Annotated in this window: 19 protein-coding genes; 14 read left to right on the top strand and 5 right to left on the bottom strand. The window is 58.6% G+C overall.

What is annotated here, in order from left to right; genetic code table 11:
• Positions 1–162: 162 nt before the first annotated feature.
• The 4 genes from CRP02_RS23955 (at position 163) to CRP02_RS23940 (ending at position 5674) form a co-directional block, all read left to right on the top strand.
• Positions 163–1155 (top strand): ABC transporter substrate-binding protein, encoded by a 993-nt coding sequence (locus CRP02_RS23955; protein WP_179784173.1) that lies wholly within the window; start codon positions 163–165, stop codon positions 1153–1155.
• A 117-nt stretch (positions 1156–1272) separates the two neighbouring features.
• Positions 1273–2298: an ABC transporter substrate-binding protein gene (locus CRP02_RS23950; protein ID WP_097172476.1), complete on the top strand. Its 1026-nt coding sequence runs from the start codon at positions 1273–1275 to the stop codon at positions 2296–2298.
• Positions 2299–2384: 86 nt separating this feature from the next.
• The gene (locus CRP02_RS23945) at positions 2385–4616 is read left to right on the top strand and encodes an ABC transporter permease (RefSeq protein WP_097172475.1); all 2232 of its coding nucleotides are present in this window, start codon (positions 2385–2387) and stop codon (positions 4614–4616) included.
• A complete protein-coding gene (locus CRP02_RS23940; protein WP_097172474.1) occupies positions 4613–5674 on the top strand; it encodes an ABC transporter ATP-binding protein in 1062 nt (353 codons plus the stop codon). The genes CRP02_RS23945 and CRP02_RS23940 overlap by 4 nt, the downstream gene beginning before the upstream one ends.
• A 27-nt stretch (positions 5675–5701) precedes the next feature.
• Here CRP02_RS23940 and CRP02_RS23935 read toward each other — a convergent pair whose 3' ends face one another.
• Positions 5702–7738, bottom strand: coding sequence for an NADH:flavin oxidoreductase (locus tag CRP02_RS23935; RefSeq protein WP_097172473.1), 2037 nt, complete (start codon positions 7736–7738; stop codon positions 5702–5704).
• A 145-nt stretch (positions 7739–7883) separates the two neighbouring features.
• Between CRP02_RS23935 and CRP02_RS23930 the strand changes: the two genes are divergently transcribed.
• From CRP02_RS23930 to CRP02_RS23920, 3 genes are all read left to right on the top strand, one after another.
• A complete protein-coding gene (locus tag CRP02_RS23930) occupies positions 7884–8513 on the top strand; it encodes a TetR/AcrR family transcriptional regulator (protein ID WP_179784117.1) in 630 nt (209 codons plus the stop codon).
• Positions 8514–8652: 139 nt separating this feature from the next.
• Positions 8653–9327, top strand: a complete 675-nt coding sequence (locus CRP02_RS23925; RefSeq protein ID WP_097172472.1) for a response regulator transcription factor — start codon at positions 8653–8655, stop codon at positions 9325–9327.
• Between the two features lie 35 nt (positions 9328–9362).
• Positions 9363–10760: a HAMP domain-containing sensor histidine kinase gene (locus CRP02_RS23920; RefSeq protein WP_323455388.1), complete on the top strand. Its 1398-nt coding sequence runs from the start codon at positions 9363–9365 to the stop codon at positions 10758–10760.
• 169 nt (positions 10761–10929) lie between these two features.
• Here CRP02_RS23920 and CRP02_RS23915 read toward each other — a convergent pair whose 3' ends face one another.
• Together CRP02_RS23915 and CRP02_RS23910 are read right to left on the bottom strand one after the other, a co-directional pair.
• A complete protein-coding gene (locus CRP02_RS23915; protein WP_097172470.1) occupies positions 10930–11316 on the bottom strand; it encodes a hypothetical protein in 387 nt (128 codons plus the stop codon).
• A gap of 103 nt (positions 11317–11419) precedes the next feature.
• Positions 11420–11851: a MarR family winged helix-turn-helix transcriptional regulator gene (locus CRP02_RS23910; protein WP_025594436.1), complete on the bottom strand. Its 432-nt coding sequence runs from the start codon at positions 11849–11851 to the stop codon at positions 11420–11422.
• 207 nt (positions 11852–12058) lie between these two features.
• Between CRP02_RS23910 and graD the strand changes: the two genes are divergently transcribed.
• From graD to CRP02_RS23875, 7 genes are all read left to right on the top strand, one after another.
• Positions 12059–12598 (top strand): FADH(2)-dependent resorcinol hydroxylase reductase component, encoded by a 540-nt coding sequence (gene graD / locus CRP02_RS23905; RefSeq protein WP_097172469.1) that lies wholly within the window; start codon positions 12059–12061, stop codon positions 12596–12598.
• A gap of 36 nt (positions 12599–12634) precedes the next feature.
• Entirely contained in the window at positions 12635–13864 is a 1230-nt protein-coding gene (gene graA, locus CRP02_RS23900; RefSeq protein WP_097172468.1) for an FADH(2)-dependent resorcinol hydroxylase oxygenase component, read from the top strand.
• Positions 13865–13910: 46 nt separating this feature from the next.
• Complete coding sequence (gene tsdA / locus CRP02_RS23895; protein ID WP_003514143.1) at positions 13911–14894, top strand: gamma-resorcylate decarboxylase; 984 nt, start codon at positions 13911–13913, stop codon at positions 14892–14894.
• 3 nt (positions 14895–14897) lie between these two features.
• A complete protein-coding gene (graC, locus tag CRP02_RS23890) occupies positions 14898–15953 on the top strand; it encodes a maleylacetate reductase (RefSeq protein ID WP_097172467.1) in 1056 nt (351 codons plus the stop codon).
• Positions 15954–15993: 40 nt separating this feature from the next.
• On the top strand, positions 15994–16881 hold the full coding sequence (graB, locus tag CRP02_RS23885; protein ID WP_097172466.1) for a hydroxyquinol 1,2-dioxygenase: 888 nt from the start codon (positions 15994–15996) through the stop codon (positions 16879–16881).
• Complete coding sequence (locus CRP02_RS23880) at positions 16878–17216, top strand: YciI family protein (protein ID WP_097172465.1); 339 nt, start codon at positions 16878–16880, stop codon at positions 17214–17216. Before graB ends, CRP02_RS23880 begins: the two co-directional genes overlap by 4 nt.
• 220 nt (positions 17217–17436) lie before the next feature.
• On the top strand, positions 17437–18723 hold the full coding sequence (locus CRP02_RS23875) for an MFS transporter (RefSeq protein ID WP_154961530.1): 1287 nt from the start codon (positions 17437–17439) through the stop codon (positions 18721–18723).
• Between the two features lie 53 nt (positions 18724–18776).
• Here CRP02_RS23875 and CRP02_RS23870 read toward each other — a convergent pair whose 3' ends face one another.
• Positions 18777–21104 carry a DUF1217 domain-containing protein gene (locus tag CRP02_RS23870; RefSeq protein ID WP_179784116.1) on the bottom strand — a complete coding sequence of 776 codons (2328 nt, stop codon included), beginning with the start codon at positions 21102–21104 and terminating at the stop codon, positions 18777–18779.
• 375 nt (positions 21105–21479) lie between these two features.
• Positions 21480–22805, bottom strand: a complete 1326-nt coding sequence (locus tag CRP02_RS23865; protein WP_097172464.1) for a telomere resolvase — start codon at positions 22803–22805, stop codon at positions 21480–21482.
• Positions 22806–22990 lie beyond the last annotated feature (185 nt).

Genomic DNA, 22990 nt, shown 5'->3' with positions numbered 1-22990 from the left:
CCCTGTCATATTTGTAATATCTGTAATCTTGTTCGGAAAGATTGGTAACCATTCTTCGATTGCGGTGCGGTCAGGATGTGACATGCTAATGGCGGAGATTGGAACGGGGAGGTTCCAAGCAGGGAGGCTCAATTGAGAGCATTGACCGCACTTGCGGCGAGCATGGCCTTATGGCTGTGCGGCGCAGGGCATGGCATGGCCGCAACGAAGTTGAACGTCCTGTGCGGCGTCGACGAGGCTTGGTGCGTGACCATGCAGCGGGCTTTCGAAGCGCGGATGGGGGTCGAGATTTCGATGGTTCGCAAGAGCACCGGCGAAATCCTCGATCAGATTCGTGCCGAACGCGCCCATCCGACTGTCGACGTCTGGTGGGGCGGTACTGGCGACACTCATTTGCAGGCGGGTTCGGAAGGCCTTCTGGAAGAGTATCAGCCCGCCCATCAGCAGGATCTGCTGCCATGGGCGCAGAATTTTAATGCGATGTCGGGATCGAAATCGGCCGGAATCTATGCCGGTGCGCTCGGTTTTGCCTATAATTCGGAACTGCTCGCCAAGAACAATCTGCCGGCCCCGACATGCTGGAAGGATCTGGCGAAGGAGATTTATCGCGGCCATATCCAGACCGGCAATCCGAACTATTCCGGCACGGCTTTCACCATGCTTGCCACGCTTGTCCAGCTCTTTGGCGAGGAGGAGGCTTTCAGTTTCATGGGCAAGCTCAACCAGAATGTGGTGAGTTACACCAAGGTCGGCTCGGCGCCCGTGAAGGCGGCGGCGCGGGGGGAGATTCTGATCGGGATTTCCTTCATGCATGACGCCGTGACACAGAAGATCGAAGGCTTTCCGCTGGTGATCGTCGCCCCTTGCGAGGGAACCGGTTACGAGATCGGTGCGGTCAGCATCGTCAAGGGCAACCACAACGATGCGCTGGCGCAGTCCTTCGTTGAATTCGCGCTGACCCCGGAAGGACAGGCAACCGGGGCAAAGGCGGGGCAGAACCAGGTGCCATCCAACGCCCGTGCGATATTGCCGCTGACTGCGCCCGATATATCGATGATCAAGATGGTGGATTACGACTTCGCCACCTTTGGCCAACCCGAAGAGCGAAGTCGATTGTTGACCCGCTTCGACAACGAAATTCACCCGACCCAGTAGGGGTCAGCAATCCAAGACCGAAAAGACAGACAGCGTGGCAGCACACGATGCCGCGACCGGCAGCGCCATGTTTGTGGACTGCCGAACCATTCAGACGCAAGCTACAGGAGGATAACCATGCGACTGACGATACTTTCCACATTGCTTTTTGCCGGTACGGCACTCGGCACCACATCGGTGCAGGCGGCAGGCGAGCTTAATCTGATCTGCTCGGCCGATGTCGTCATCTGCGAACAGATGAAGGGCGATTTCGAAAAGTCGCATGACATCAAGGTCAATATGGTTCGCCTGTCTTCCGGCGAAACTTATGCCAAGGTGCGTGCGGAAGCCCGCAACCCGAAGACCGATATCTGGTGGGCCGGCACCGGCGATCCGCACATGCAGGCGGCTTCCGAAAACCTAACGCTCGAATACAAGTCGCCGATGCTGGATCAGCTGCAGGACTGGGCCGTCAAACAGGCGGAAAGCACCGGTTACAGAACCGTCGGCGTTTATGCCGGCGCGCTGGGCTGGGGTTACAACACCGAAATCTTCAAATCCAAGGGTTACAAGGAGCCGAAGTGCTGGGCCGATCTGCTGGCACAGGAACTGAAGGGCGAAATCCAGATCGCCAATCCCAACTCTTCGGGCACAGCCTATACGGCGCTTGCCTCGCTCGTGCAGATCATGGGCGAAGACCAGGCGATCGATTATCTGAAGAAGCTCAACGTCAACATCTCGCAATATACCAAGTCCGGCTCCGCGCCGGTGAAGGCGGCAGCGCGTGGCGAGACGGCACTTGGCATCGTCTTCATGCATGATGCCGTGGCGCAGACGGCGGAAGGTTTCCCGGTCAAGTCCATCGCGCCCTGCGAAGGTACCGGCTACGAAATTGGCTCCATGTCGATCATCAAGGGTGCCCGCAACCTCGAAAATGCCAAGACCTGGTATGATTGGGCGCTGAAGCCAGAGGTCCAGTCACGCATGAAGGACGCCAAGTCCTTCCAGCTTCCATCCAACAAGACGGCGGAAGTGCCGAAGGAAGCGCCGAAGTTCGAGGACATCAAGCTCATCGACTACGACTTCAAGACCTATGGCGACCCGGCCAAGCGCAAGGCGCTGCTGGAACGCTGGGACCGCGAGGTCGGTGCAGTCGCAAACTGATCTGAACTCCGGCGATCGGTATCCCGGCTTTTGAAAGCCGGGATACCCGCCGTTCTTTCATCGGCATGAAATAAGCGAGGTCGGCCATGACACGTGGCAATCGCAGGCTGAACATTGTCCTGGCGCTCGGGGCTTTTGCCCTGGTTTTTCTTCCCTGGTATCGCATTGAAGGCGGCTTCTTCAGCTTCCGCTGGCTGTCTGAGTTTCTCTCTTCCCCCAGCAATGCGCCCGGTGTGCTGCAAATATTGGTTTATGGAAAACCCTGGCTTGCCGGTGCCGGACTGTTTTTCCTTGCCGGATGCCTTGTCCGCCCGATTGGCGATCCGATGCTGCGCGGCAAGCTTCTTGCGTGGATTGGTGCTGCCGGTCTCGTGGTTCTGATTTTGCAGGGATTGGCGATCGGCTTTACCGGCTGGACATGGAGCGTCAGTGAAAACCTGTTCGGCGTGCTTTCCGATGGTCAACCCGCCATGGGCGCCGGTGCCGTCGTCATGTCGCTGGTCTTTGTGCTTTTCTTTGCCTTCGGGCTTGCCGAACGTGGCGTGATGAAGGGCGATGCCTTTGTCGTCGGCTCGATTTCCATTCTGGCCTTCCTCGTTACCGTTTTCGTGTTCTATCCGATCGGCAGCATGCTGATCGCATCCGTTCAGGATTTCGATGGCTCCTTTAATGCCGATGGCTTCATCCGCAATATTCAGGATCCCGGCATCTGGAGCCTTGGCTGTGTCACGGGTGAAGAGCGCTGCGGCGTTGCCTGGCGAACGCTCTTCCTCGCCTTGATGACCGCCTTCGGCTCCACAGCGCTTGGGTTGGGTTTCGCGCTGGTCGCCACCCGCACCCGTTTTCCGTTCAAGAAGGGTCTGCGCCTTCTGACGGTTCTGCCGATCATAACGCCGCCTTTCGTCATCGGTCTTGCCCTGACGCTGCTCTTCGGCCGCGCCGGTGTCGTCACCGAATGGCTTTCCTATCTCTTCGGCATCGAACCCGGCCGCTGGCTCTACGGCATGACCGGCATATGGATCGCGCAGGTTCTCTCCTTCACGCCGATATCCTTCCTGGTGCTGATCGGTGTGGTCGAAGGTGTCAGCCCGTCGATGGAGGAGGCGTCGCAAACGCTTCGCGCCGACCGCTGGCGCACCTTCTGGCGGGTGTCGCTGCCGCTGATGAAGCCGGGTCTCGCCAATGCGTTCCTCATCGGCTTCATCGAAAGCATGGCGGATTTCGGCAATCCGCTGGTGCTTGGTGGCACGCATGGGGTGCTGTCGACGGAAATCTTCTTTGCCGTCGTCGGTTCGCAGAACGACCCTTCACGCGCCGCTGTTCTCGCCATTATCCTCCTGTGCTTCACGCTTTCGGCCTTCCTCGCCCAGCGTTTCTGGCTGGCCGGCAAGAACTTCGCGACAGTTACCGGCAAGGGTGACAGCGGCGCGCATATCGCGCTGCCGCGCGGCCTGTCCATCGGTGTCCATGCCGTCGTCGTGCCGTGGATGGTCTTCACCATCGTCGTGTACGGCATGATCCTCGTCGGCGGTTTCGTGAAGACCTGGGGTCTCGACAATTCGCTGACGCTTGACCACTACATCCGCGCTTTCTCCGTCAGCTTCTCGAATGGCTCGATCGCCTGGACCGGTGTTGCCTGGAACTCGTTCTGGACGACCATGGAGATCGCGCTGGTGTCGGCGCCGCTGACCGCTGCCGTCGGTCTGCTGACCGCCTATATCATCGTGCGGCAGAAGTTTGCCGGTCGGAACATCTTCGAATTTGCCCTGATGATGAGCTTTGCCATCCCCGGAACGGTCATCGGCGTCAGCTACATCATGGCCTTCAACCTGCCGCCGGTGGAAATGACGGGATCGGCGCTGATCCTGATCGCCTGCTTCGTCTTCCGCAACATGCCAGTCGGCGTGCGCGGCGGCATTGCGGCAATGAGCCAACTCGACAAAAGCCTCGATGAGGCCTCGCTGACGCTGCGCGCCGACAGTTTCCGCACAATCAGGAAAGTGATCCTGCCACTGCTGCGCCCGGCGATCACGGCGGCTCTGGTCTACTCCTTCGTCCGAGCGATTACCTCGATCAGCGCCGTCATCTTCCTCGTCAGCGCCCAGTACAACATGGCGACGTCCTATATCGTCGGTCTCGTCGAAAACGGCGAATACGGTGTGGCCATTGCCTATTCCTCCATGCTGATCGTGGTGATGATCACTGTTATCACCGGCTTCCAGCTCATTGTAGGCGAGCGTCGCCTGCGCCGCGAAAACCGCGTCGCGGGACTGCCGTCCGCGTCCTCCGTTCCTCTCGCTCAGGAGAAAACCGCATGATTTCCGTAAAGCCCGGCTCCGTTACCTTTCAGAATGTCCGCAAGACATTCGGCGCCTTCACCGCCATCCCCGACCTTTCGCTCACCATCGAACCCGGCACGCTGGTGACACTGCTCGGTCCCTCCGGTTGCGGCAAGACGACGACGCTGCGCATGCTGGCGGGTCTCGAACATCCGACTGCCGGTCGCATTCTGATCGGCGACAAGGATGTGACCATGCTGCCGGCCAATGAGCGCGATGTCTCGATGGTTTTCCAGTCCTATGCCCTATTCCCGCACATGACGGCGCTCGACAATGTCGCTTATGGCCTGCAATCCTCCGGACTGCGCAAGGCGGAAGCACGGGAGAAGGCCGAGGAAGGTCTGAAGCTCGTGGGGCTGGCCGGCATGGGACATCGTCTGCCTGCCGAGCTTTCCGGTGGTCAGCAGCAGCGCGTGGCGGTTGCCCGCGCTCTGGTGCTGGAGCCGCAGGTGCTGCTGCTCGATGAGCCGCTGTCCAACCTCGATGCGCGTCTTCGCCGCCGGGTTCGTACCGAAATCCGGGAATTGCAGCAGCGGCTTGGTTTTACCGCCGTTTATGTGACGCATGATCAGGACGAGGCGCTGGCCGTTTCCGACCGGATCATCGTGATGAAGGAAGGTGAGATCGCCCAGTCAGGCGCGCCGCGGGAACTTTACGAGGCGCCGGCGTCTTCCTTCATCGCCGACTTCATGGGCGAGGCGAATGTCGTCGGCTGCGAGGTGGTCAGCCTTGAGGGCGCCGATGCGTTGATCCGCGTTGGAGGGATCGATCACCGTGTTGCGGCACGCAATGCCAAACCCGGCCCGGCAAAGCTTGCGGTTCGTCCAGGTTCGATTTCCATCGCTCAATCCGGCGGACAGGGGCTTGCCGGGCGGGTGCTGCACAGCGCCTATCTCGGCGGGCATGTCGAATATGAAGTCGAGACCGATATCGGCACGCTCTTCATCATCGACCATGCCGTCGAGACCAGCCTGCCGCCCGAAAGCGATGTCACTCTCCGGTTCAAGAACCGTGGCATTGCCTTGATCCAGGCCTGAGTTTCAAAGCGTATCGCGGCGGCCCTCTCAAATGTCCTTTGCGAGACGCAGTGCATCGTAGATCGCCGCATGTGTATTGCGTGCGGCGACCGCGTCGCCGATGCGGAACAGCCGGTAGGCACCGCCAGGGTTGCGCTCGACGGTCTGGGCGGAGCCCTCCAGCAAGGCGTCGTAGGATATTTCGCCGAGGTTCTTGGAGCCCGGCTTGAGGTCGAAATAGAGCTCGTCGAGCGGCACCGTGCCGTGATTGACGACGATCTGGTCCACGGTCCTTGATTTCGTCACGCCGCCATAATCGCTGCCGACGTGGGCGACGAGCTGGTTGCCGTTTCTTTCCGCCGCTTCCAGCCGATAGGTGACGGTGAAGGTGACGTCGAGTTTTTGCAGTGAGCGCATGTAAGGAACGAGGTTCATCGCCATGACTTCGGGTGCGAAGGCGCGATCCGGGGTCATGATCTCCACTTTAGCGCCCGCCTTTGCGAGAAATTCTGCTGCCTGCAAGCCCGCGTGGTCGCCGGCATCGTCGAAGACCAGCACATTCGTTCCCGGCTTGATGTCGCCGGAAATGATATCCCACGAGGAAACGACCAGATCATTGCCGTTTGAAAGCACATCGGTATGCGGCAATCCGCCGGTGGCGATGATGACGACATCTGGGCTTTCCGAGAGCACCGTGTCCGCTTCCGCCCAGCTGTTGAAGTGAAAGGTGACGCCGAGCATTTCGCACTGGCTCATGCGCCAGTCGATAATGCTGATCATTTCGCGGCGGCGTTCGCTTTGCGCGGTCAGGCGGATCTGGCCGCCCGGATCGTTTGCGGCCTCGAAGACGACGACCTCATGGCCGCGTTCGGCACACACACGCGCGGCCTCCAGCCCGGCCGGACCGGCGCCGACGATCACGACCTTCAGGCTTTCCGTCGCCTTGGTGATCTCGTGCGGCATCGTTTCTTCGCGGCCTGTCGCCGGATTGTGAATGCAGAAGGCGAGGCCGCCCTGATAGATGCGGTCGAGACAGTAATTGGCGCCCACGCAAGGCCTGATATCGTCCTCCCGCTTTTCCATGATTTTCCGCACAATATGCGGATCGGTCATGTGGGCGCGGGTCATGCCGACCATATCGACCTTGCCGGAAGCGATGGCGTATCTGGCGGTGGCGACATCCTGGATCTTGGCGGCGTGGAAGGTGGGGAAATTGGTTGCTGCGCGGATTTCGCCCGCGAAGTCCAGATGCGGCGCGTTCGCCATGCCCTGAATGGGAATGACGTCGGTCAGGCCTGGATCGGTGTCGATATGGCCCCTGATAACGTTGAGATAGTCGATCAGGCCGCTATCCCGCAACCGGCGCGAGATTTCGAGGCCTTCCGCCTTTCCGGTGCCGCCCTCAAGACATTCGTCGGCGGTATATCGAACGCCGAGGATGAAATCGTCGCCGACACGTTCGCGCATCGCCCGGAAGACGTCGAAACAGAAACGCATGCGGTTGTCCAGCGAACCGCCATAGGGGCCATCCAGCTCGTTGGTCAGCGGCGAGACGAACTGGTCGATGAGATGGCCATAGGCTTCAAGCTCCACCCCGTCCATGCCGCCCGCCTTCATGCGTTCCGCGGCGTCGGCGAAGTCCTTGATGATGCGCTCGATATCCCAATCCTCGATCTTCTTCGGGAAAGCGCGATGCGCGGCTTCCCGCTGGTGGGATGGTGCCAGCACCGGCAGCCAGTCGCCCTTGTCCCAGCGGGTGCGGCGGCCGAGATGCGTCAGCTGGATCATGATCGCTGCACCCTCTTCATGCACGGCGTCGGTCATTTCCCTGATCCACGGAACGATTTCATCCTTGTAGGCCAAGAGGTTGTTGAAGACGGGCGGACTGTCTTTCGAGACGGCTGCGGAGCCTGCCGTCATCGTCATGGCGACGCCGCCCTTTGCCCGCTCGAGTGTATAGGCGCGGTAGCGCCCTTTCGGCATGCCGTCCTCCGGATAGGCGGGTTCATGCGAGGTAACGATGATGCGGTTTCGCAGGGTGAGATGCTTTAGCTGGTAGGGCTGAAGAAGGGGGTCATTCGACATGGCGACCGTGCTCCGAGAACGTTTATGGGAGAAGGCTAAGCGGGAATGTACATAGGTGTCAATTAATAAAACACTTGTGTTTATGCATTTGACATGAGTGGACATTCGCCTTGTCGCGACTAGACCGATTTGCTAGGAAATCATCATGGAAGCGACATTGAACGAGACCGGTTGGCGTGGATCGCAGGAGGGCTGGCTTGAGGCCGCCTACCAGGCACTTCTCGAATCCGGGGTGGATTCCGTGAAAATCCTGCCTTTGGCGAAAAAGCTGAATCTTTCGCGCACGAGTTTCTACTGGTTCTTCAAGGATCGGGAGGAGTTGCTGGCCGCACTCGTCTCCCGCTGGCGCGAAAAGAATACCGGCAGCATCGTCAGACAGTCGGAGGCCTATGCGGAGACTTTGGCAGAAGCGATGCTGAATGTTTTCGATTGCTGGCTGGATGCCGGCCTGTTCGACAACAGGTTCGAATTTGCGGTTCGCAGCTGGGCTCTTCAATCCGATGATATTCTTGCCGAGGTGCGTAAGGCCGATCAGACGAGAATGGATGCGCTTTCGCGCATGTTCATGCGTTTTGGCCATGCCGAAAATATGGCGGATGTGCGTGCCCGCACCACCTATCTCGTGCAGATCGGCTACATCTCCATGCAATCGGAGGAAGATGTGGCCGTGCGCATGAAAAGGATCCCGGACTATATTGCGATCTACACCGGTGAGGTGCCGCAGCAGCGGGAGCTTGACCGGTTTTATGCAAGACATGGGTACAGGCCGGGATAAGGCATCCAAGGTGTGACGGTCGATTTGCGTCTGGCAGGAGGGTGAGAGAAGGATAGTCCGGCTCCTTGCCTGCAATGTAGCTGCAACATTCACCGACCAGTGGTGAGGACGGCAAAAGTTCACCTTTGGGGAAAAGTCATTGCGAATCCTGCTTCTTGAGGATGAACCGGAAATGGCGCGGGCCCTGCTCGAAGCCCTGCGACGGCGTGATGTGCTTGCGGATCATGTCAGGACGATTGCCGATGCCGACGCGCTGGCGCGTGACGAGTCTTACGATGTGCTGGTTCTGGATCGCCGTCTTCCGGATGGTGAAGGGTTGAACCTTGTGTCTTCGCTTCGCAAAGCCAGGCATTCCGTGCCGATCCTCGTTCTGACGGCGCTCGGAAGTGTCGATCACCGCGTTGACGGTCTTGACGCCGGCGCGGATGATTACCTCGCCAAGCCCTTTGCGATCGAGGAATTGCTTGCCCGCCTTCGGGCGCTGCACAGGCGCGGCCCTTCGCTGTCCAGCCAATATCTGAGCTTCGGAAATCTGAGCATTGATCCGAAGAGCAATGAAGTCACGGTTGCCGGTACCATCATCGAGTTTCGGCGGCGGGAATATCTGGCGCTTGAGGCTCTGATGCGACGCCCGAACCGCATCGTGACGCGTTCAAATCTGGTCGAGGCGGTTTACACCCTGGATGATGAGATCGAATCGAATGCTCTCGACGCCCATATCTCCCGCATCAGGAAGAAGCTCGCGCAGGCCGAAGCCACGGTCGAGATAAGAGCCGTGCGAAACATCGGCTATCTCATCCGGTCGAATACATGAAGCAGGAGCGCAACCGATCCCTGCGGTGGGCGCTGATGAAGCGTCTTTTCGCCTTGCAGGCGTTCTTGCTCGTTCTGTTTGTCATCCTCCTCGTCGGCTGGATCTGGATCATTGATCCACGGCTGGAGGGCGCCAATGAAGAGGCTGTCCGCATCGTTGCGGAAAGCGTGACAAAGGACGGGCAGGGCCGGGCGCAAGTTTTGCCCACGCCCGGATTGGTCGAGCTGAAACAGCGCTATCCCAATCTTTGGTTCTTGGTGCGGGACGCCGATGAAATCGTCCTGCGATATGGAGAAATCCCAGCACCGGCTTTGGCGGCAGTTTTTCCGTCAAGCATCGAAAGGGCGCGTCTGGAAGCGGGGGAAACAGTCAGGGCCACCATGGAAAACCGCGAGACGCCTGTCGGGCGGCTGCAATTCATTGCCGGGACGGAAAAAGGCGTCCCGAATGACGGCCTCAGCCTATGGATCAGTATGCAGTTGGATCTGGAAAAGGATGCCAACGGCGAGATTCGCTGGCTTACTGTCTTGCCGGGTGTGGGTTTCGTCATTCTTATCGCCGTTGTGCCCATGCTGATCCTGACTGGTATCGCGACATTGATCGTGACCCCGAGGGCGGTCGGCCGTTCACTTGACGGCCTCATGGAAACGGTCAGCCAGGCGCAATCCATCAATTTCGAGAACAGGTCCGCCCGTATCAATCGTTCCAAGGTGCCCAGCGAAATCATTCCCCTGGTAAATGCCTTCAACGTCGCGCTCTCCAAGCTGGATGAGGGATATAATCGCCGTAACCGCTTTCTTGCAGATGCCGCGTATGAGTTGAGAACGCCGATTGCAATCGCGCGGATCAGGGCCGATCTTTTGCCCGATGACGCGCTGAGCCGACAACTCCGGGCCGATATCGATCGCCTCACACGCGTTGCGCACCAGTTGCTGGAGATGCAGGCGGTCGGCGTGGTGGAATTACCCGCCGAGCGGCAGGACCTGAACATCCTTGTCGAGCGCATCGCGACCGATCTCGCGCCGATTGCGATGGATGCCGGTTACGAGTTCGATTTCGAGCCGAGTGAAGGAGAGGCCGTGTTCACGGTCCAGACTTCGATCATCGAGATGGCGGTCGTCAATCTCGTTCGCAACGCAATCGATCATGGCGGCGGCAAGGGCGCTATCACGATCCGGGTCGGTGCTGCGGGCTTCATTGACGTTTGCGATGAAGGGCCGGGCATACCCGTCTCGGAGCGCGAGCAGGTATTCGAGCCGTTTCATCGCGTCAACACGAACTCGCCAGGAGCCGGCCTCGGGTTGAACCTGGTCCAGAAGGCGGCCGAGCTTCATTGCGGACGTGTCCTATTTCTTGATCTCAATCCCGGCTTTTGCGTTCGGCTGGAAATTCGCTCGGTGGCTTCGAAAGATGCTGCGGCTGACACTGTCTAGCTGATGGGATTTTGAGCGATCAGGCACGTTTCCCCGGCCTGAACTACCGCTTCTGACCGGCCCATCCGATGAGAGATCCCAGGGAGAACGTTTCAACGAAAACCGCCGGTTCAAGCATCAAAGCGGCGGTCAAAAATCTGGGAGGGCGGAGTTTGAAATCCTGAAACGATCACTCGCATTCGAGCGACGGTTGCCGGAAGCTCGTGACATACCATTCACCGCCGGAATTGCGTGTGTAGAAAGTATAGAAGCAGTCTATGCGCTCGACATAACCCGGCGTCTCGGACACTTCGTAGCGCTCGCCGCGCCGTGTTGTCCGCACTTCGCCACTCGATGATCCGGCGACAGCCTGTGTCTTGTTCTTCCGCCACTGGTAGGCCTGCTGTCCACCGCCAAGGCTATAGATATTGTCCGGCGGCCCATAGTCCAGCATCACGCTGGTGATGGGCGCGCCGATGTAGCTTTTCATGACTGTCGAAGCGCAGGACGAAACCAGGATCGATGCAGTGACAAGGGCGAGCGTTGTCAGGAAGGCGGGTGACGATCTCTCGGGCATGGCAATTTTCCTCCGCTGTGGTGAGTTTTCACAGGGATAGGAACCAGCCATTACAAGTACATTGCACGCGAAGGTCGTGACGGGGCAGTGGATCCTTGGGGGATCAGAGACCGGCGATGTTGCGGCCGATGTGGCGCAGGATGCTTTTGAAAAGTTTCACTTCGGCCGGGTCCAGGCCTTCGATCGCGGTCTTTTCGAACATGGCGGCGATGGGCATCAGTTCCTCGGCAAGTTCTTCACCCTTTGGCGTCAGCGTGATGCGCACGATCCGCGCATTGTCGACAGGTCGCTCGCGGCTGACGAGGTTGCGTCTGACGAGCAGGCCAACAAGCCGGGAAAGCGTGGAAATCTCCACCGACACGAGGTCGGAAAGCTCGGTCAGCGTTTTGCTTTCCTGTTGTCTCAGCGTTGCCAGCACACGATACATCGGCAGGGTGATGTCATAGGATGCCAGCCTCAGGGAGAAGCGCTCTCCAAGCCGAACACCTACCCAGTTGAGCAGGTAGGGTACCGAGTCAGTGAACTGATAAGACACAAGCAAAACCCCGTTTTGAGAACCACGTGCGCGGATGACGTGGCGCACCCATCGGCTGTACCGGCATAATCTATCAGTTTCAATAGTTTCGCTCCAGAAGACCGGGGACGGCGAGGCCATATCGCAGCTTCCCCCCGCCATAAAACATTTGCATTGACAAATGTTGCAAATGAAAATATTTAAGAATGCAGGATTTGGGAGGATCTCATGACATTAGCACTGTTTGGCCTGAACAATCTTGCGCCTGAAGGCGTCGGCCAGAATTTCCGCACGACGATGCGCCGTTTTCCGGCGACCGTGACGGTCATCACTGCCTGTGCCACGGGTGATCAGCGCGATCACGGCATGACGGTTACCGCCGTCACCTCGGTTTCGATGGAGCCGCCCTCTCTTCTGGTTTGCCTGAACAACCGCACGTTTCTGCACGAATTGCTGCTCTGCCGGCCCGATTTCATCGTGAATGTGCTGACGCAGGACCAGATTGCCTTGTCTGATGCTTTCAGCGGCAAGGTTTCGCCGGAGGAGCGTTTCCGCAACGGCGAGTGGCAGCGTCATGACAACGGTGTTCTTTATCTGCCCACGGCCCATGCCGCCATCGCCTGCCGCCGCGTCGCGGCAATGCCATATGGAACGCATACGGTGTTTATCGGACAGGTGGTGTCGGCCGATGTAAGCGAGACGACACGACCGCTGCTTTACGAAAATGCCCAATATTGCGCCGCAAGCCCGGCAGGCCTGTCCGCCTGATATTTCCCGGCTAGACTATTCTCGGAGGAGACAATCATGAACGATATGAGCCATGCGCCGCAGCCGGCGCAAACGAACCCGCATGTCCGCCTCGTCGGTCGCGTTGCCGGTGTAGCCGATCTTTTCCGCTCCAGCGCCCGACAAACAGAGGAGGCGCGCCGCGTTCCCGCCAGTCATATCGCGGCGCTGCGCGGCATCGGCTATTTCGATATCGTCAAACCGCGGGCTTTCGGCGGGCAGGGCGGTGAATTTGCCGAGCTTGTCGAAGCCAATATCGAGCTTTCGGCTGCCTGCGCGTCGACAGGCTGGGTTGCCGGCCTGCTTTCCGCCCATCAATGGCTGCTGGCGATGTTTCCAGAGGAGGCGCAGGCCGATGTGTGGGGCGAAAACCCTGACGCGCTTCTGTGTGGTTCCTATGCGCCGGTAAAGATGGCGGAGGCCGCTGACGGCGGTTACCGCCTGAGCGGCAAATGGGCCTTTGCCTCGGGCTGCGAGAATGCCCAATGGTCTCTCTGCGCCGCCATCCTGCCGCCGCAGGGCGAAGGCAAGCCGGTTCCGGCCTTCCTTCTCGTGCCTGCAAGCCAATATACCATTGAAGACACCTGGCATGTGGTCGGGCTGGCCGGCACGGGTTCCAAGACGCTGGTTCTCGATGATGTCTTTGTTCCCAAACATCGGGTTCTGACCTTTCCGGACGCGACCAGCGGCCGCACGCCGGGCGGGCGGTTTTATGCACAGGAAGGTCTCTTCAACATGCCGCTTCTGACCGGCATTCCTTCCTGTCTCGCCTCGGCTGGCGTCGGCGCAGCCAAGGGTGCCCTGGCAGCCTATGTCGATCATGTCGGTGGCCGGGTGACCCGCGGTGCGGTGGCGGGCGGCAATAACCGCATGGCGGAATTTCCAACCATCCAGCTGCGTGTCGCAGAAGCCGCTGCGAGCGTGGATGCCGCTTGTGAAATCCTGTTGCGCGACGTCGCCCGGGCGCAGGCACTCTCACAGGCAAGGCTTGAAGGCCGGGCGGAATTTTCGGTGGACGACCGGCTTTTGAGCCGTCGCGGCCAGTCCTTTTCGGTCTCTCTGGCGCTGCGCGCCGTGCAGGCACTCAACGATTCCACCGGCGGTGTCGGGCTCGATCTTTCCAATCCGGTCCAGCGGGCCTGGCGGGATGCAAATGCGGTCGGCCGCCATATCAGCATGAACTGGGATGCCGTGGGCACCATGATCGGCCAGAGCATGCTCGGCCTGGAACCCAAGGGCCAATATTGACCGCACATCTGGCGGCAACTGAACAGCGATTTTCGGAGGAAATAACATGCAAGGCAAGGTCGCTCTCGAAGAGCATTTCGCAATCCCGGAAACACTTCAGGATTCGGCCGGCTTCGTGCCCGGTGATTACTGGAAGGAACTGCAGCATCGCCTGCTCGACATTCAGGATACGCGCCTGAAGCTGATGGATGCGCATGGCATCGAAACCATGATCCTGTCGCTGAATGCGCCGGCGGTGCAGGCTATTCCCGACAAGAAGAAGGCGATCGAGATTGCGCGTCGCGCCAATGACGTCCTGGCTGAAGAATGCGCCAAGCGGCCGGACCGCTTCCTCGCCTTCGCAGCCCTGCCGTTGCAGGACCCGGATGCGGCGACCGAGGAGCTTCAGCGCTGCGTCAACGATCTCGGTTTCGTCGGCGCGCTCGTCAACGGCTTCAGCCAGGAGGGCGATGGCCAGACACCGCTTTATTACGACCTGCCGCAATATCGCCCATTCTGGGGTGAGGTGGAAAAGCTCGACGTGCCTTTCTATCTGCATCCGCGCAATCCGCTGCCGCAGGATTCGCGCATCTATGACGGCCACCCCTGGCTGCTTGGCCCCACCTGGGCGTTTGCGCAGGAAACGGCGGTTCACGCGCTGCGCCTGATGGCATCAGGCCTGTTCGATGAGCACCCGCGTCTCAACATCATTCTTGGCCATATGGGCGAGGGCCTGCCCTACATGATGTGGCGCATCGACCACCGCAATGCCTGGGTAAAGCTGCCGCCGCGCTATCCGGCCAAGCGCCGTTTCATGGATTATTTCAACGAGAATTTCCACATCACCACCTCTGGCAATTTCCGCACCCAGACCCTGATCGATGCCATTCTGGAAATCGGTGCCGACCGCATCCTGTTCTCCACCGACTGGCCCTTCGAGAACATCGATCATGCCTCCGACTGGTTCAATGCGACAAGCATTGCCGAGGCCGACCGGGTAAAGATCGGCCGCACCAATGCGCGCCGCCTGTTCAAGCTCGACGGAGCCTGAGCCATGCAGCCGTTCGTCTATACGGCGGCCCCGGCCCGCATCGTCTTTGGGACGGGTAGCTCCCTGGGCGTGGCGGAGGAAATCCGTCGCCTCGGACTGTCACGGGCATTGGTGCTTTCCACACCCCATCAGAAGGGCGATGCGGAGGCTTTGGCCGCCCGGCTTGGCCCATTGGCTGCCGGTGTCTTTTCAGATGCGGCTATGCACACGCCGGTCGAGGTGACGAAAAGGGCGGTCGAGGCCTATCGCGCTGCCGGTGCCGATTGCGTCGTGTCGCTCGGCGGCGGCTCTACCACCGGTCTCGGCAAGGCCATTGCCTTGCGCACCGATGCGGCGCAGATCGTCATTCCAACGACCTATGCCGGCTCTGAGGTGACGCCCATTCTTGGCCAGACGGAAAATGGGGTGAAGACCACCCTGCGCGGTCCGGAAATCCTGCCGGAAGTGGTGATTTACGATGCAGAGCTGACACTTGGATTACCTGTTGGCATCAGCATGACCAGCGGGCTAAACGCCATGGCCCATGCGGCGGAGGCGCTTTATGCTCGGGATCGCAATCCCATCGCCAGTCTGATGGCGGTGGAAGGGTTGCGGGCGATGATCGAGGCGCTTCCCGGTGTGAGGATGGAGCCGCAAGATACCAAGGCGCGCGAAACAGCACTTTACGGCGCGTGGCTATGTGGCACGGTGCTTGGCGCTGTTGGCATGTCGCTGCATCACAAGCTTTGCCACTCGCTGGGTGGTAGTCTGGACCTGCCGCATGCGGAAACCCATGCGGTGCTTCTGCCGCAAACCATCGCTTATGTGGAACAGTCGGTGCCGGATCAGCTTGCGCCGCTGGCCGCACTTGTCGGTGGCAGGGCAGGGACGGGTCTTTACGATTTTGCCGCCCGGCTCGGCGCGCCGGCAAGCCTTGCAGCACTCGGTGTTGGCGAGGAAGATCTCGACGCTATGGCCGAGCTTGCGACCGCCAATCCTTACTGGTGCCCGCGACCAGTGGAAAAAACCGCGATCCGCGCCCTGTTGCAACGCGCCTTCGAAGGCGCAAGGCCGGAGTGATCCGGCAAGCAGAGAGCGGCAATGATGGGAGGAGGACATTATGGACATGAAAACGACCGGTGACGACGGCTATTTCGTCGAGGAACGTTCGGCTGAAACCGTGATCGCCCGCATGCGCGATTGTGACGATCCGCGTCTCAAGGAGATCATGGCGGTCGTCACCCGCAAGCTTCACGAGGCGGTGAAAGAAATTGAGCCGACTGAAGAGGAATGGATGAAGGCGATCCATTTTTTGACCGAGGTCGGCCAGATCTGCAATGAATGGCGGCAGGAGTGGATCCTGTTTTCCGATATTCTCGGCGTTTCCATGCTGGTCGATGCGATCAACCACCGCAAGCCGAGCGGCGCGTCGGAATCCACCGTTCTCGGGCCTTTTCATGTGGCCGATGCGCCTGAGATGCCGATGGGCGCCAATATCTGCCTCGACGGCAAGGGCGAGGACATGCTGGTGACCGGCCGCATTCTCGACACCGACGGAGTGCCGGTTGCGGGCGCCCGCATCGACGTCTGGCAGGCCAACGACGAAGGTTTCTACGACGTGCAGCAGAAGGGCATTCAGCCCGATTTCAACCTGCGTGGCGTATTCGTCACCGGTGAGGACGGACGCTACTGGTTCCGGGCCGCGAAGCCGAAATATTACCCGATACCGGATGATGGCCCCGTGGGGCAGCTTTTGCGGGCCATGGGGCGCCATCCCTACCGGCCAGCGCATCTGCACTACATCGTTTCGGCAGAAGGCTTCACCACGCTCGTCACGCATATTTTCGACCCTGATGATCCCTACATTCGTTCGGATGCGGTTTTCGGTGTGAAGGAAAGCCTGCTGGCCGATTTTCAGCGGGTGGAGGATGCGCAGAGGGCGCAGGAGCTGGGGTTCACCAACGGCTGGTTCTGGTCGGTGGACCACGATTTCGTGCTCGCCCGATGACCGGCGGTAGCGACCGTCCCCGGCTCTATGTGCGTTTTGCGGAAAGTGATCCCGCTGCCGTGGAGCAAAGGTTGGCGCAGATGAGTGCCCACAAGGCTCATTTACGCAACGAAGATGGCGTGCCGGAAGGATTCAGAATTCTCGCATCCGGCCCGATGCAGGCGGAGAGCGGAGGGTCTGTCGCGGCCCTCATCATTGCTGAAGCCCGCTGTATCGAGGACGTCATGGCTTTTAGCGACGCCGACCCTTTTGTCATTCACGGCGTCTATAACCGCATTCGTATTTTGAACTGGACGCCGACTTTGTCGAGGATTTCGGGGCTGCAAGGCAACTGAAATCCACGCCTGCAATGGCTATTGGCGATTGTTAATATTTCAATTGCAATTTTTGCAAACGCAACATTTAATCGAAGGCGGGTGATACCGGCGATATGTGTCTTGACAGGAGCGAGGCGCACATCAGGGTGGAGCAAGCCGGGCACCCAGGGAGCAATCGCAGGAACGGGAAGACGTCGATCCATTCCGGGTGGCGCGTTCATGCGTGAAAGGGAGGAATATGTCCACGAACTATATGAGCGCCGCCTCGGTGCGGACGAAGAACCCGGCTGGCGTCATCGCGACATGCGGCCTGATGATCATGTTCGACGGTTACGATCTGGTCGTTTACGGCGCGGTTGCACCGGCGTTGCTGAAAGAAGGCGCATGGGCGCTAAATCCGGCCATGGTCGGGCGGGCTGCCGCCTTGACGCTGGTGGGCATGCTGCTCGGCGCGCTGTTTGCCGGCACCATGGCGGACCGTATCGGCCGCCGGAAGGTCGTTCTCATCAGCCTTGCCGGATTTTCAGCGATGATGATTGCCTCGGCCATGACGCCGAACTTTCTTGCTTTCGAAATCACGCGCTTCTTCGCCGGTCTCGGCCTTGGCGCGCTCCTGCCGACGGTTACCGCGCTCGTGCTGGAATTCTCGCCGCCCAAGCGCAGGGCGCAGGCAAACTCCCTGTCGTTCCTCGGTTACCTTATCGGCGGCATCATTTCCGGCCTGATGGGTATTTTGCTTCTGGAGAGCTATGGCTGGCGGCCATTGATGCTGATCGGCGGCCTGCCGCTTATTCTTCTGCCGCTGTTCATGCGGCTCCTGCCGGAATCGCCGGAGTGGCTGGCAAGCAAGGGCCGGCAGGCAGAGGCAGACGGGATTTGCGACACCTACGGCCTGCAACGCATTACGCCGCATGCCAAGATCCAAAAGGGCGGTGTGGGCGCCCTGTTCTCGGAAGGCCGGCTGCTTTCTACGCTGAATGCCTGGGGCATTCACTTTTGCTCGCTTCTGTTGACCTTCGGCATGGTCAACTGGCTGCCCACCATCATGAACAAGATGGGCTACGATATCAGTTCGGCGCTCAGCTTTTCCATCATGCTCAATGTCGGAGCCGCAATCGGCATTCTCATCGGTGGGCGCTTCGCCGACAAGGGTAACGTTAAAGTGGTTGTGGCCGTCCTGTTTGCCATTGGCGCGGCCTCGATCTGGGCCTTGACGGTAAACAAGGGGCCGTTGCTCTATCTCTTCGTTGCCCTTGCAGGTGCGGGAACGATCGGAACCCAGATTCTTGCCAATGTTCTGGTGGGACGGCTTTATCCTGTCCATATTCGCGGTACGGGTCTTGGCTTTTCCCTCGCCGTCGGGCGGTTGGGCGGCATCGCCGGTCCGATGATCGGCGGTCTCGTGCTGCAACGGGGCCTGGCTCCGGAGTGGAACTTCTACATTTTCGGCTCGGTCGCACTGGTCGGGCTGGCTTTGACCGTATTGACCCTGCTTTACCGCACTTCAGGCGACGGGCGGGTTTGACTAAGATGATGTTGGCCGCAGGGCAAAACCTGCGGCCAGCACTTATGGATGGTCTAGCCTCTGTGACGGCTGCGGAGTTGCCCCAACGTCGCGAGTGTATTGCCGCTGATGGACGTGCTGCCGCTGCCGAATAGAGCGAGACGCGGATCCGACGTTGCGTTATTCGCTTCGAATGTCAGCAAAAAGCGATTGACCAGTTTTTCGACCTTCTTGGGGTCCTGCAGGTCCTTTATCTTCAGCTTCTTCTCGATCATCTTTGCCTGCGCATCCACCTTGGAGTTTGCGGTTTCGGCGGGAATTCCAAGGGCGGTGCGGGTGAACTCCGCAAGCGCATTGTCGGCGAGTATGTCGTAGGGATTGGAAATGCTGGCGGCCATGCGCTTGAAATAGAGCGCAAGGCGAACGCCGGAATTTTCTTCGCCGACCCGCTGTTCCAGCGTCTGCCGAACATATTTGTCGCGTGTTTCCATGAGGCTGCGGGTGTTCTGCACGCTCTGGCCGGCTTTCGCGACGATATTCCCCTTGGCGTCGAAATTGAAGGAGCCGGCAAGTGCGCGGAAGCGGGCATCTTTTTCGGTATTGGCGAAACTTTTGGGGTCCTTGAGGTCGGACTTGAAGATCTTCTTGAGGTAATCGGTGGTGACCGTTTTGGGGTCGATACCCTGTGCAACAAGCATGAAATCGAGCAGGCGGCGGTCGGCAAGCAATTGATCGACCGTTTCAAGCGTTTCCATTTTCTGGCGATAATAGGTGACCTCCGCCTCGCCTTTCTCCCTGGCCTTTTTGTCCTTGTCCCACCGGGTAACTTCCGTCAGATAATTTCGCGATATTCGGGTGATCTCGTTTTCCGACTGGGCGAGCCGGGGTGAGCCTATCTTGCCCTCGGCATCAAAGTTGAAAGCCTTGGCCAGCCGCACGAAACGCTCGTCCTTCAAAGTGTAAACGTAACTTTTCGGGTCCGACAGATCGCTGGTGAACACCCTTTTGAGCGTGAAGGACGAGGCTTCTTCAGCGGTGATATCGAAGGCCTTCAGGGCGAAGTTTCGAATAATGACCGCGCCCTGCGCATTCGACAGAAAATCCTCGAGATTTTTCGTCAGGCCGATATAGCGTCGGTAGTTCTTGATTGCCTTTTCGTCCGCTGCTTCGTCCTTGTCATCGTAGCGACTGAAGTAGAGGTTCATCATGGTGTTGAGCTGTTCGTTGGTCTGCGCGACCTTGCCGGTCTTGATCTTGCCATCCGCACCGAAATTGAAGGCGCGTGCCAGATCGACAAGACCTTTGTCCTTCTCCTTGTGGATAGGGCTTTTCGGATCATTCGGATCCTGCAAGACGGCCCAGCCGATTTTCTTGTCCGTCTCATCATTGTCCGTCAGATTGAAGCTGACGATGAGCATCGTTCTCAGGCGCGCAAACTGCGTCATCTGACTGGCCTCGGTGATGGTTTTCATCTTGTCCGCGAAATACTCGCGGTTGAGAACAGCTCCGGCCTGCGTCAGGCGGGGATTTGAAAGAACGTAGGTTTCGTTTGTCAGTCGCCTCTGCGCAGCCGTCTGCGCCGGCATGCCGTCATCTACGCGGCCGTCGTCGCGGAAATTAAACGCGGCCGCCATCTCGAACAGCTTGTTGGCATCGTTGATACGCTTGTTATATTGGCTGATCAGGTAGTCGATCTTTGCGAGCGCCGGTTTGTCGGTGGGCGCGACGCCTGCACGTTCTATGCGCAGATCGGCCGCCTTTGCCTTCCACTCCGGGATCAATGACTTGTAGGTCTTGTTGATGTAGCTTTCGGCATTGCTGATATCGCTCGTCAGAACGTTTTTGACGTGCTTGTAGCTGAAGGTCTCGGCGTCGATGCCGAAGGATTTGAAGATATAATCCCGAAGCCGCGTGTTCTTGAAGATATCGTCGACATGCCCGACCTTCTCGATGGCAATGTTGTAAAAACGGGTCTCTTCCTTTAATTCGGCGCCTTCCTGTTCGATCGTAGTGTGATAGGTGGCAATCAACCGGTCCTGCTGGGATTTCGTCTGAACCGATTTTTCCGCTTTGATCGTGCCGAAATCGAAAGAGGCAGCGAAGTCGCGGTATCGCGTATCCTTCATTTTGTTGGCGAAGCTGCTCGGATCGTTAAGATTGCTTTCCAGCACCTTCTTCATGAAGGCGGTGGCATAGATCATTTCCTCCAGTCCATGCGCCTTCATGGCGTAGGAATAGAGCCGGAAGTCCTTCAGGAACGCGTCGAGGTTTTTGACCTTGCCGATATTATCCGCATAATATCTGGCGTCGCGCGATACGACGGGGTCGTTCGCGACGCGTTTCAGCGACAATTCCATATCACGATTGTAAAGAGCGTAAGTCGTATATGCGGGCAGCACCATGTGTCTCCGAAAAAACTATGGCAGAATCTGTGCGTGAACCAGTTATGAAGCGGAGAATTGCAGTATAGTCTTGCGCGTAGCTGTATAATTAAAAGTAATATTTAGAATAAATATTTTGTATTATTAAATTAGTTGAGATTTATATTGATCGTTTGGTGCGTGGCTGCGTTCAGATCGCGTGCAGGCAGAAGCAGCCCCAAGCGCCAACGCCAACACCACGCCGGCAGACAAAGGGGAAAGACTTGGCAAAAGCTGAGGGCGGCACATTTGTCCGCGCTGTTGGACAGACGTGCGAAATACCGCTGGCAGCGTGTTCAGCGCTATTCTGAGGCAAGACCGTATTAGAGGCTTTTTCTAGGGCAGTTCCGGGTACTGCTACGGGTTTTTGCGGGAGACGGGGGCGATGGTCGCCATCTGCAACAATGTGCGCTCGTTCGTGCGTTTGGCTCGCGCCAATGCATCGTCGCGGTCTTCCGGAAGCGTGTAGGTCATGTAGGACAGCGAGGTTTCGAGGTCGTTATTATTGTGTCCGAGGATGGCCGCGAAATAGCTGTTCTTGGTGACATGGGGCGGCGCGAAATTGTGATACGCCACCTCCGCATAAAGGTGCCGCAGGCCGTAGGGCTTGGGCAGTTCTTCCTTCGGCCAGAGATCCTCGAACAGATTAAAAACCGTGTCCCGAAGCAGCAGGCGGGTTTCCGATGAAAAATCGTCGATTGACATGCCGTGCCACAATTTTCCCTGCCCGCTTTCGCGCAGGCGCTGGTAGGCGGACAGGATGGTTGCGGAGCGTGCAAGGATCGGGATCTCGTAGGTAACCCCGAATTTCGTTCCTTCGCCCTGCTTCGTCTTGGCCTGGCCGTTAAACAGGATGCTCCACTTGGAAACACCTTTGCCATAGGGGGCGGGTGAAAACTCGGCCTGCGTAAAGACCTCGTAGGGGCGTCGCCCCGTCATGCCGATCAGGCCGATGCCGATCATCAGGGGATCGTTGGACTGGAGGCAATCGGTGCAAATCTTCAGAACCTGCCGGTAATTTTCGAACGTGATCAGCGCGCCATGCTTGTTGGCGATCTTCTCCATCTTGACCCGCCGCGCATCGTCGTACATCGCGGCATCGCCGGTGGCGATCTTCAGCATTGGATGCTCGTCGCCGAAGGCTTCGCGGATAGCGTTGCGGTATTTCGTGATGTAGGAAATGATCGTCGTCTGGGCTCTGCCCTTCATGAGGTCGATTTCAGCGGTCCACAAAGCCTGCATCTCTTCTTTCGAGCCCAGGCCGTTCATCGCTGCAATAAAATCCGCGATCCGCAAAAGCACTGTCGGCTTGCGGCCAGCGGTGTTGAATTCCGCCCGTTCGATCTTTTCGACAATGGAGGTCGCAACGCCGGTTTTCGGATAGTCGGCCCGCTCTATATAGGTCTTTAGCCGCTCCCGCAGCTTTTTCATGTTGCAGATGGCAAGCGGGGTGCTCTTTGCGCCAAATTCGGCCTTCAGGGCATAGCGATATTTCATGATGTAAAGTTCGAGCGTCTTTTCCGTGCGGCCATTGTCGAAATGGTAGCGGACCTCTGCGTCCCAAAGATCGCGGATTTTTTTGTTTCGCAACGCCTCGCTGCTTTTCATCGCCTCCCTGACCCGACCGACGAACTGGTCGATGCGTTCCACGAGAACTGGAGTTTTGGTCTTTCGTGCGAGCATACGGCGGCCCCTGAACCGGTCGGGAAATATAAAATCTATGATTGGCAATCAACAGAAGCATGGTTGCGGAAATGCCATGGATATTCGCCGCCAGCATATTTCTTTTGAATAATAGTTTAATCGATTCCGCAAGTATGGCCGTGATGCGTGGAACCTTCAAGGAAGGTTTGCGAGCCGAGATCGGT

The sequence above is a fragment of the Rhizobium sp. AN5 genome (assembly GCF_900215255.1).
Classification (GTDB): domain Bacteria; phylum Pseudomonadota; class Alphaproteobacteria; order Rhizobiales; family Rhizobiaceae; genus Agrobacterium; species Agrobacterium tumefaciens.
This window is presented reverse-complemented; position numbering and strand designations above follow the sequence as displayed.

Coding starts and splice junctions, on each gene's coding strand:
- CRP02_RS23955 (WP_179784173.1), top strand. CDS start 163: ATGGCCTTATGGCTGTGCGGCGCAGGGCATGGCATGGCCGCAACGAAG.
- CRP02_RS23950 (WP_097172476.1), top strand. CDS start 1,273: ATGCGACTGACGATACTTTCCACATTGCTTTTTGCCGGTACGGCACTC.
- CRP02_RS23945 (WP_097172475.1), top strand. CDS start 2,385: ATGACACGTGGCAATCGCAGGCTGAACATTGTCCTGGCGCTCGGGGCT.
- CRP02_RS23940 (WP_097172474.1), top strand. CDS start 4,613: ATGATTTCCGTAAAGCCCGGCTCCGTTACCTTTCAGAATGTCCGCAAG.
- CRP02_RS23935 (WP_097172473.1), bottom strand. CDS start 7,738: ATGTCGAATGACCCCCTTCTTCAGCCCTACCAGCTAAAGCATCTCACC.
- CRP02_RS23930 (WP_179784117.1), top strand. CDS start 7,884: ATGGAAGCGACATTGAACGAGACCGGTTGGCGTGGATCGCAGGAGGGC.
- CRP02_RS23920 (WP_323455388.1), top strand. CDS start 9,363: ATGAAGCGTCTTTTCGCCTTGCAGGCGTTCTTGCTCGTTCTGTTTGTC.
- CRP02_RS23915 (WP_097172470.1), bottom strand. CDS start 11,316: ATGCCCGAGAGATCGTCACCCGCCTTCCTGACAACGCTCGCCCTTGTC.
- graD (WP_097172469.1), top strand. CDS start 12,059: ATGACATTAGCACTGTTTGGCCTGAACAATCTTGCGCCTGAAGGCGTC.
- graA (WP_097172468.1), top strand. CDS start 12,635: ATGAACGATATGAGCCATGCGCCGCAGCCGGCGCAAACGAACCCGCAT.
- tsdA (WP_003514143.1), top strand. CDS start 13,911: ATGCAAGGCAAGGTCGCTCTCGAAGAGCATTTCGCAATCCCGGAAACA.
- graC (WP_097172467.1), top strand. CDS start 14,898: ATGCAGCCGTTCGTCTATACGGCGGCCCCGGCCCGCATCGTCTTTGGG.
- graB (WP_097172466.1), top strand. CDS start 15,994: ATGGACATGAAAACGACCGGTGACGACGGCTATTTCGTCGAGGAACGT.
- CRP02_RS23880 (WP_097172465.1), top strand. CDS start 16,878: ATGACCGGCGGTAGCGACCGTCCCCGGCTCTATGTGCGTTTTGCGGAA.
- CRP02_RS23875 (WP_154961530.1), top strand. CDS start 17,437: ATGTCCACGAACTATATGAGCGCCGCCTCGGTGCGGACGAAGAACCCG.
- CRP02_RS23870 (WP_179784116.1), bottom strand. CDS start 21,104: ATGGTGCTGCCCGCATATACGACTTACGCTCTTTACAATCGTGATATG.
- CRP02_RS23865 (WP_097172464.1), bottom strand. CDS start 22,805: ATGCTCGCACGAAAGACCAAAACTCCAGTTCTCGTGGAACGCATCGAC.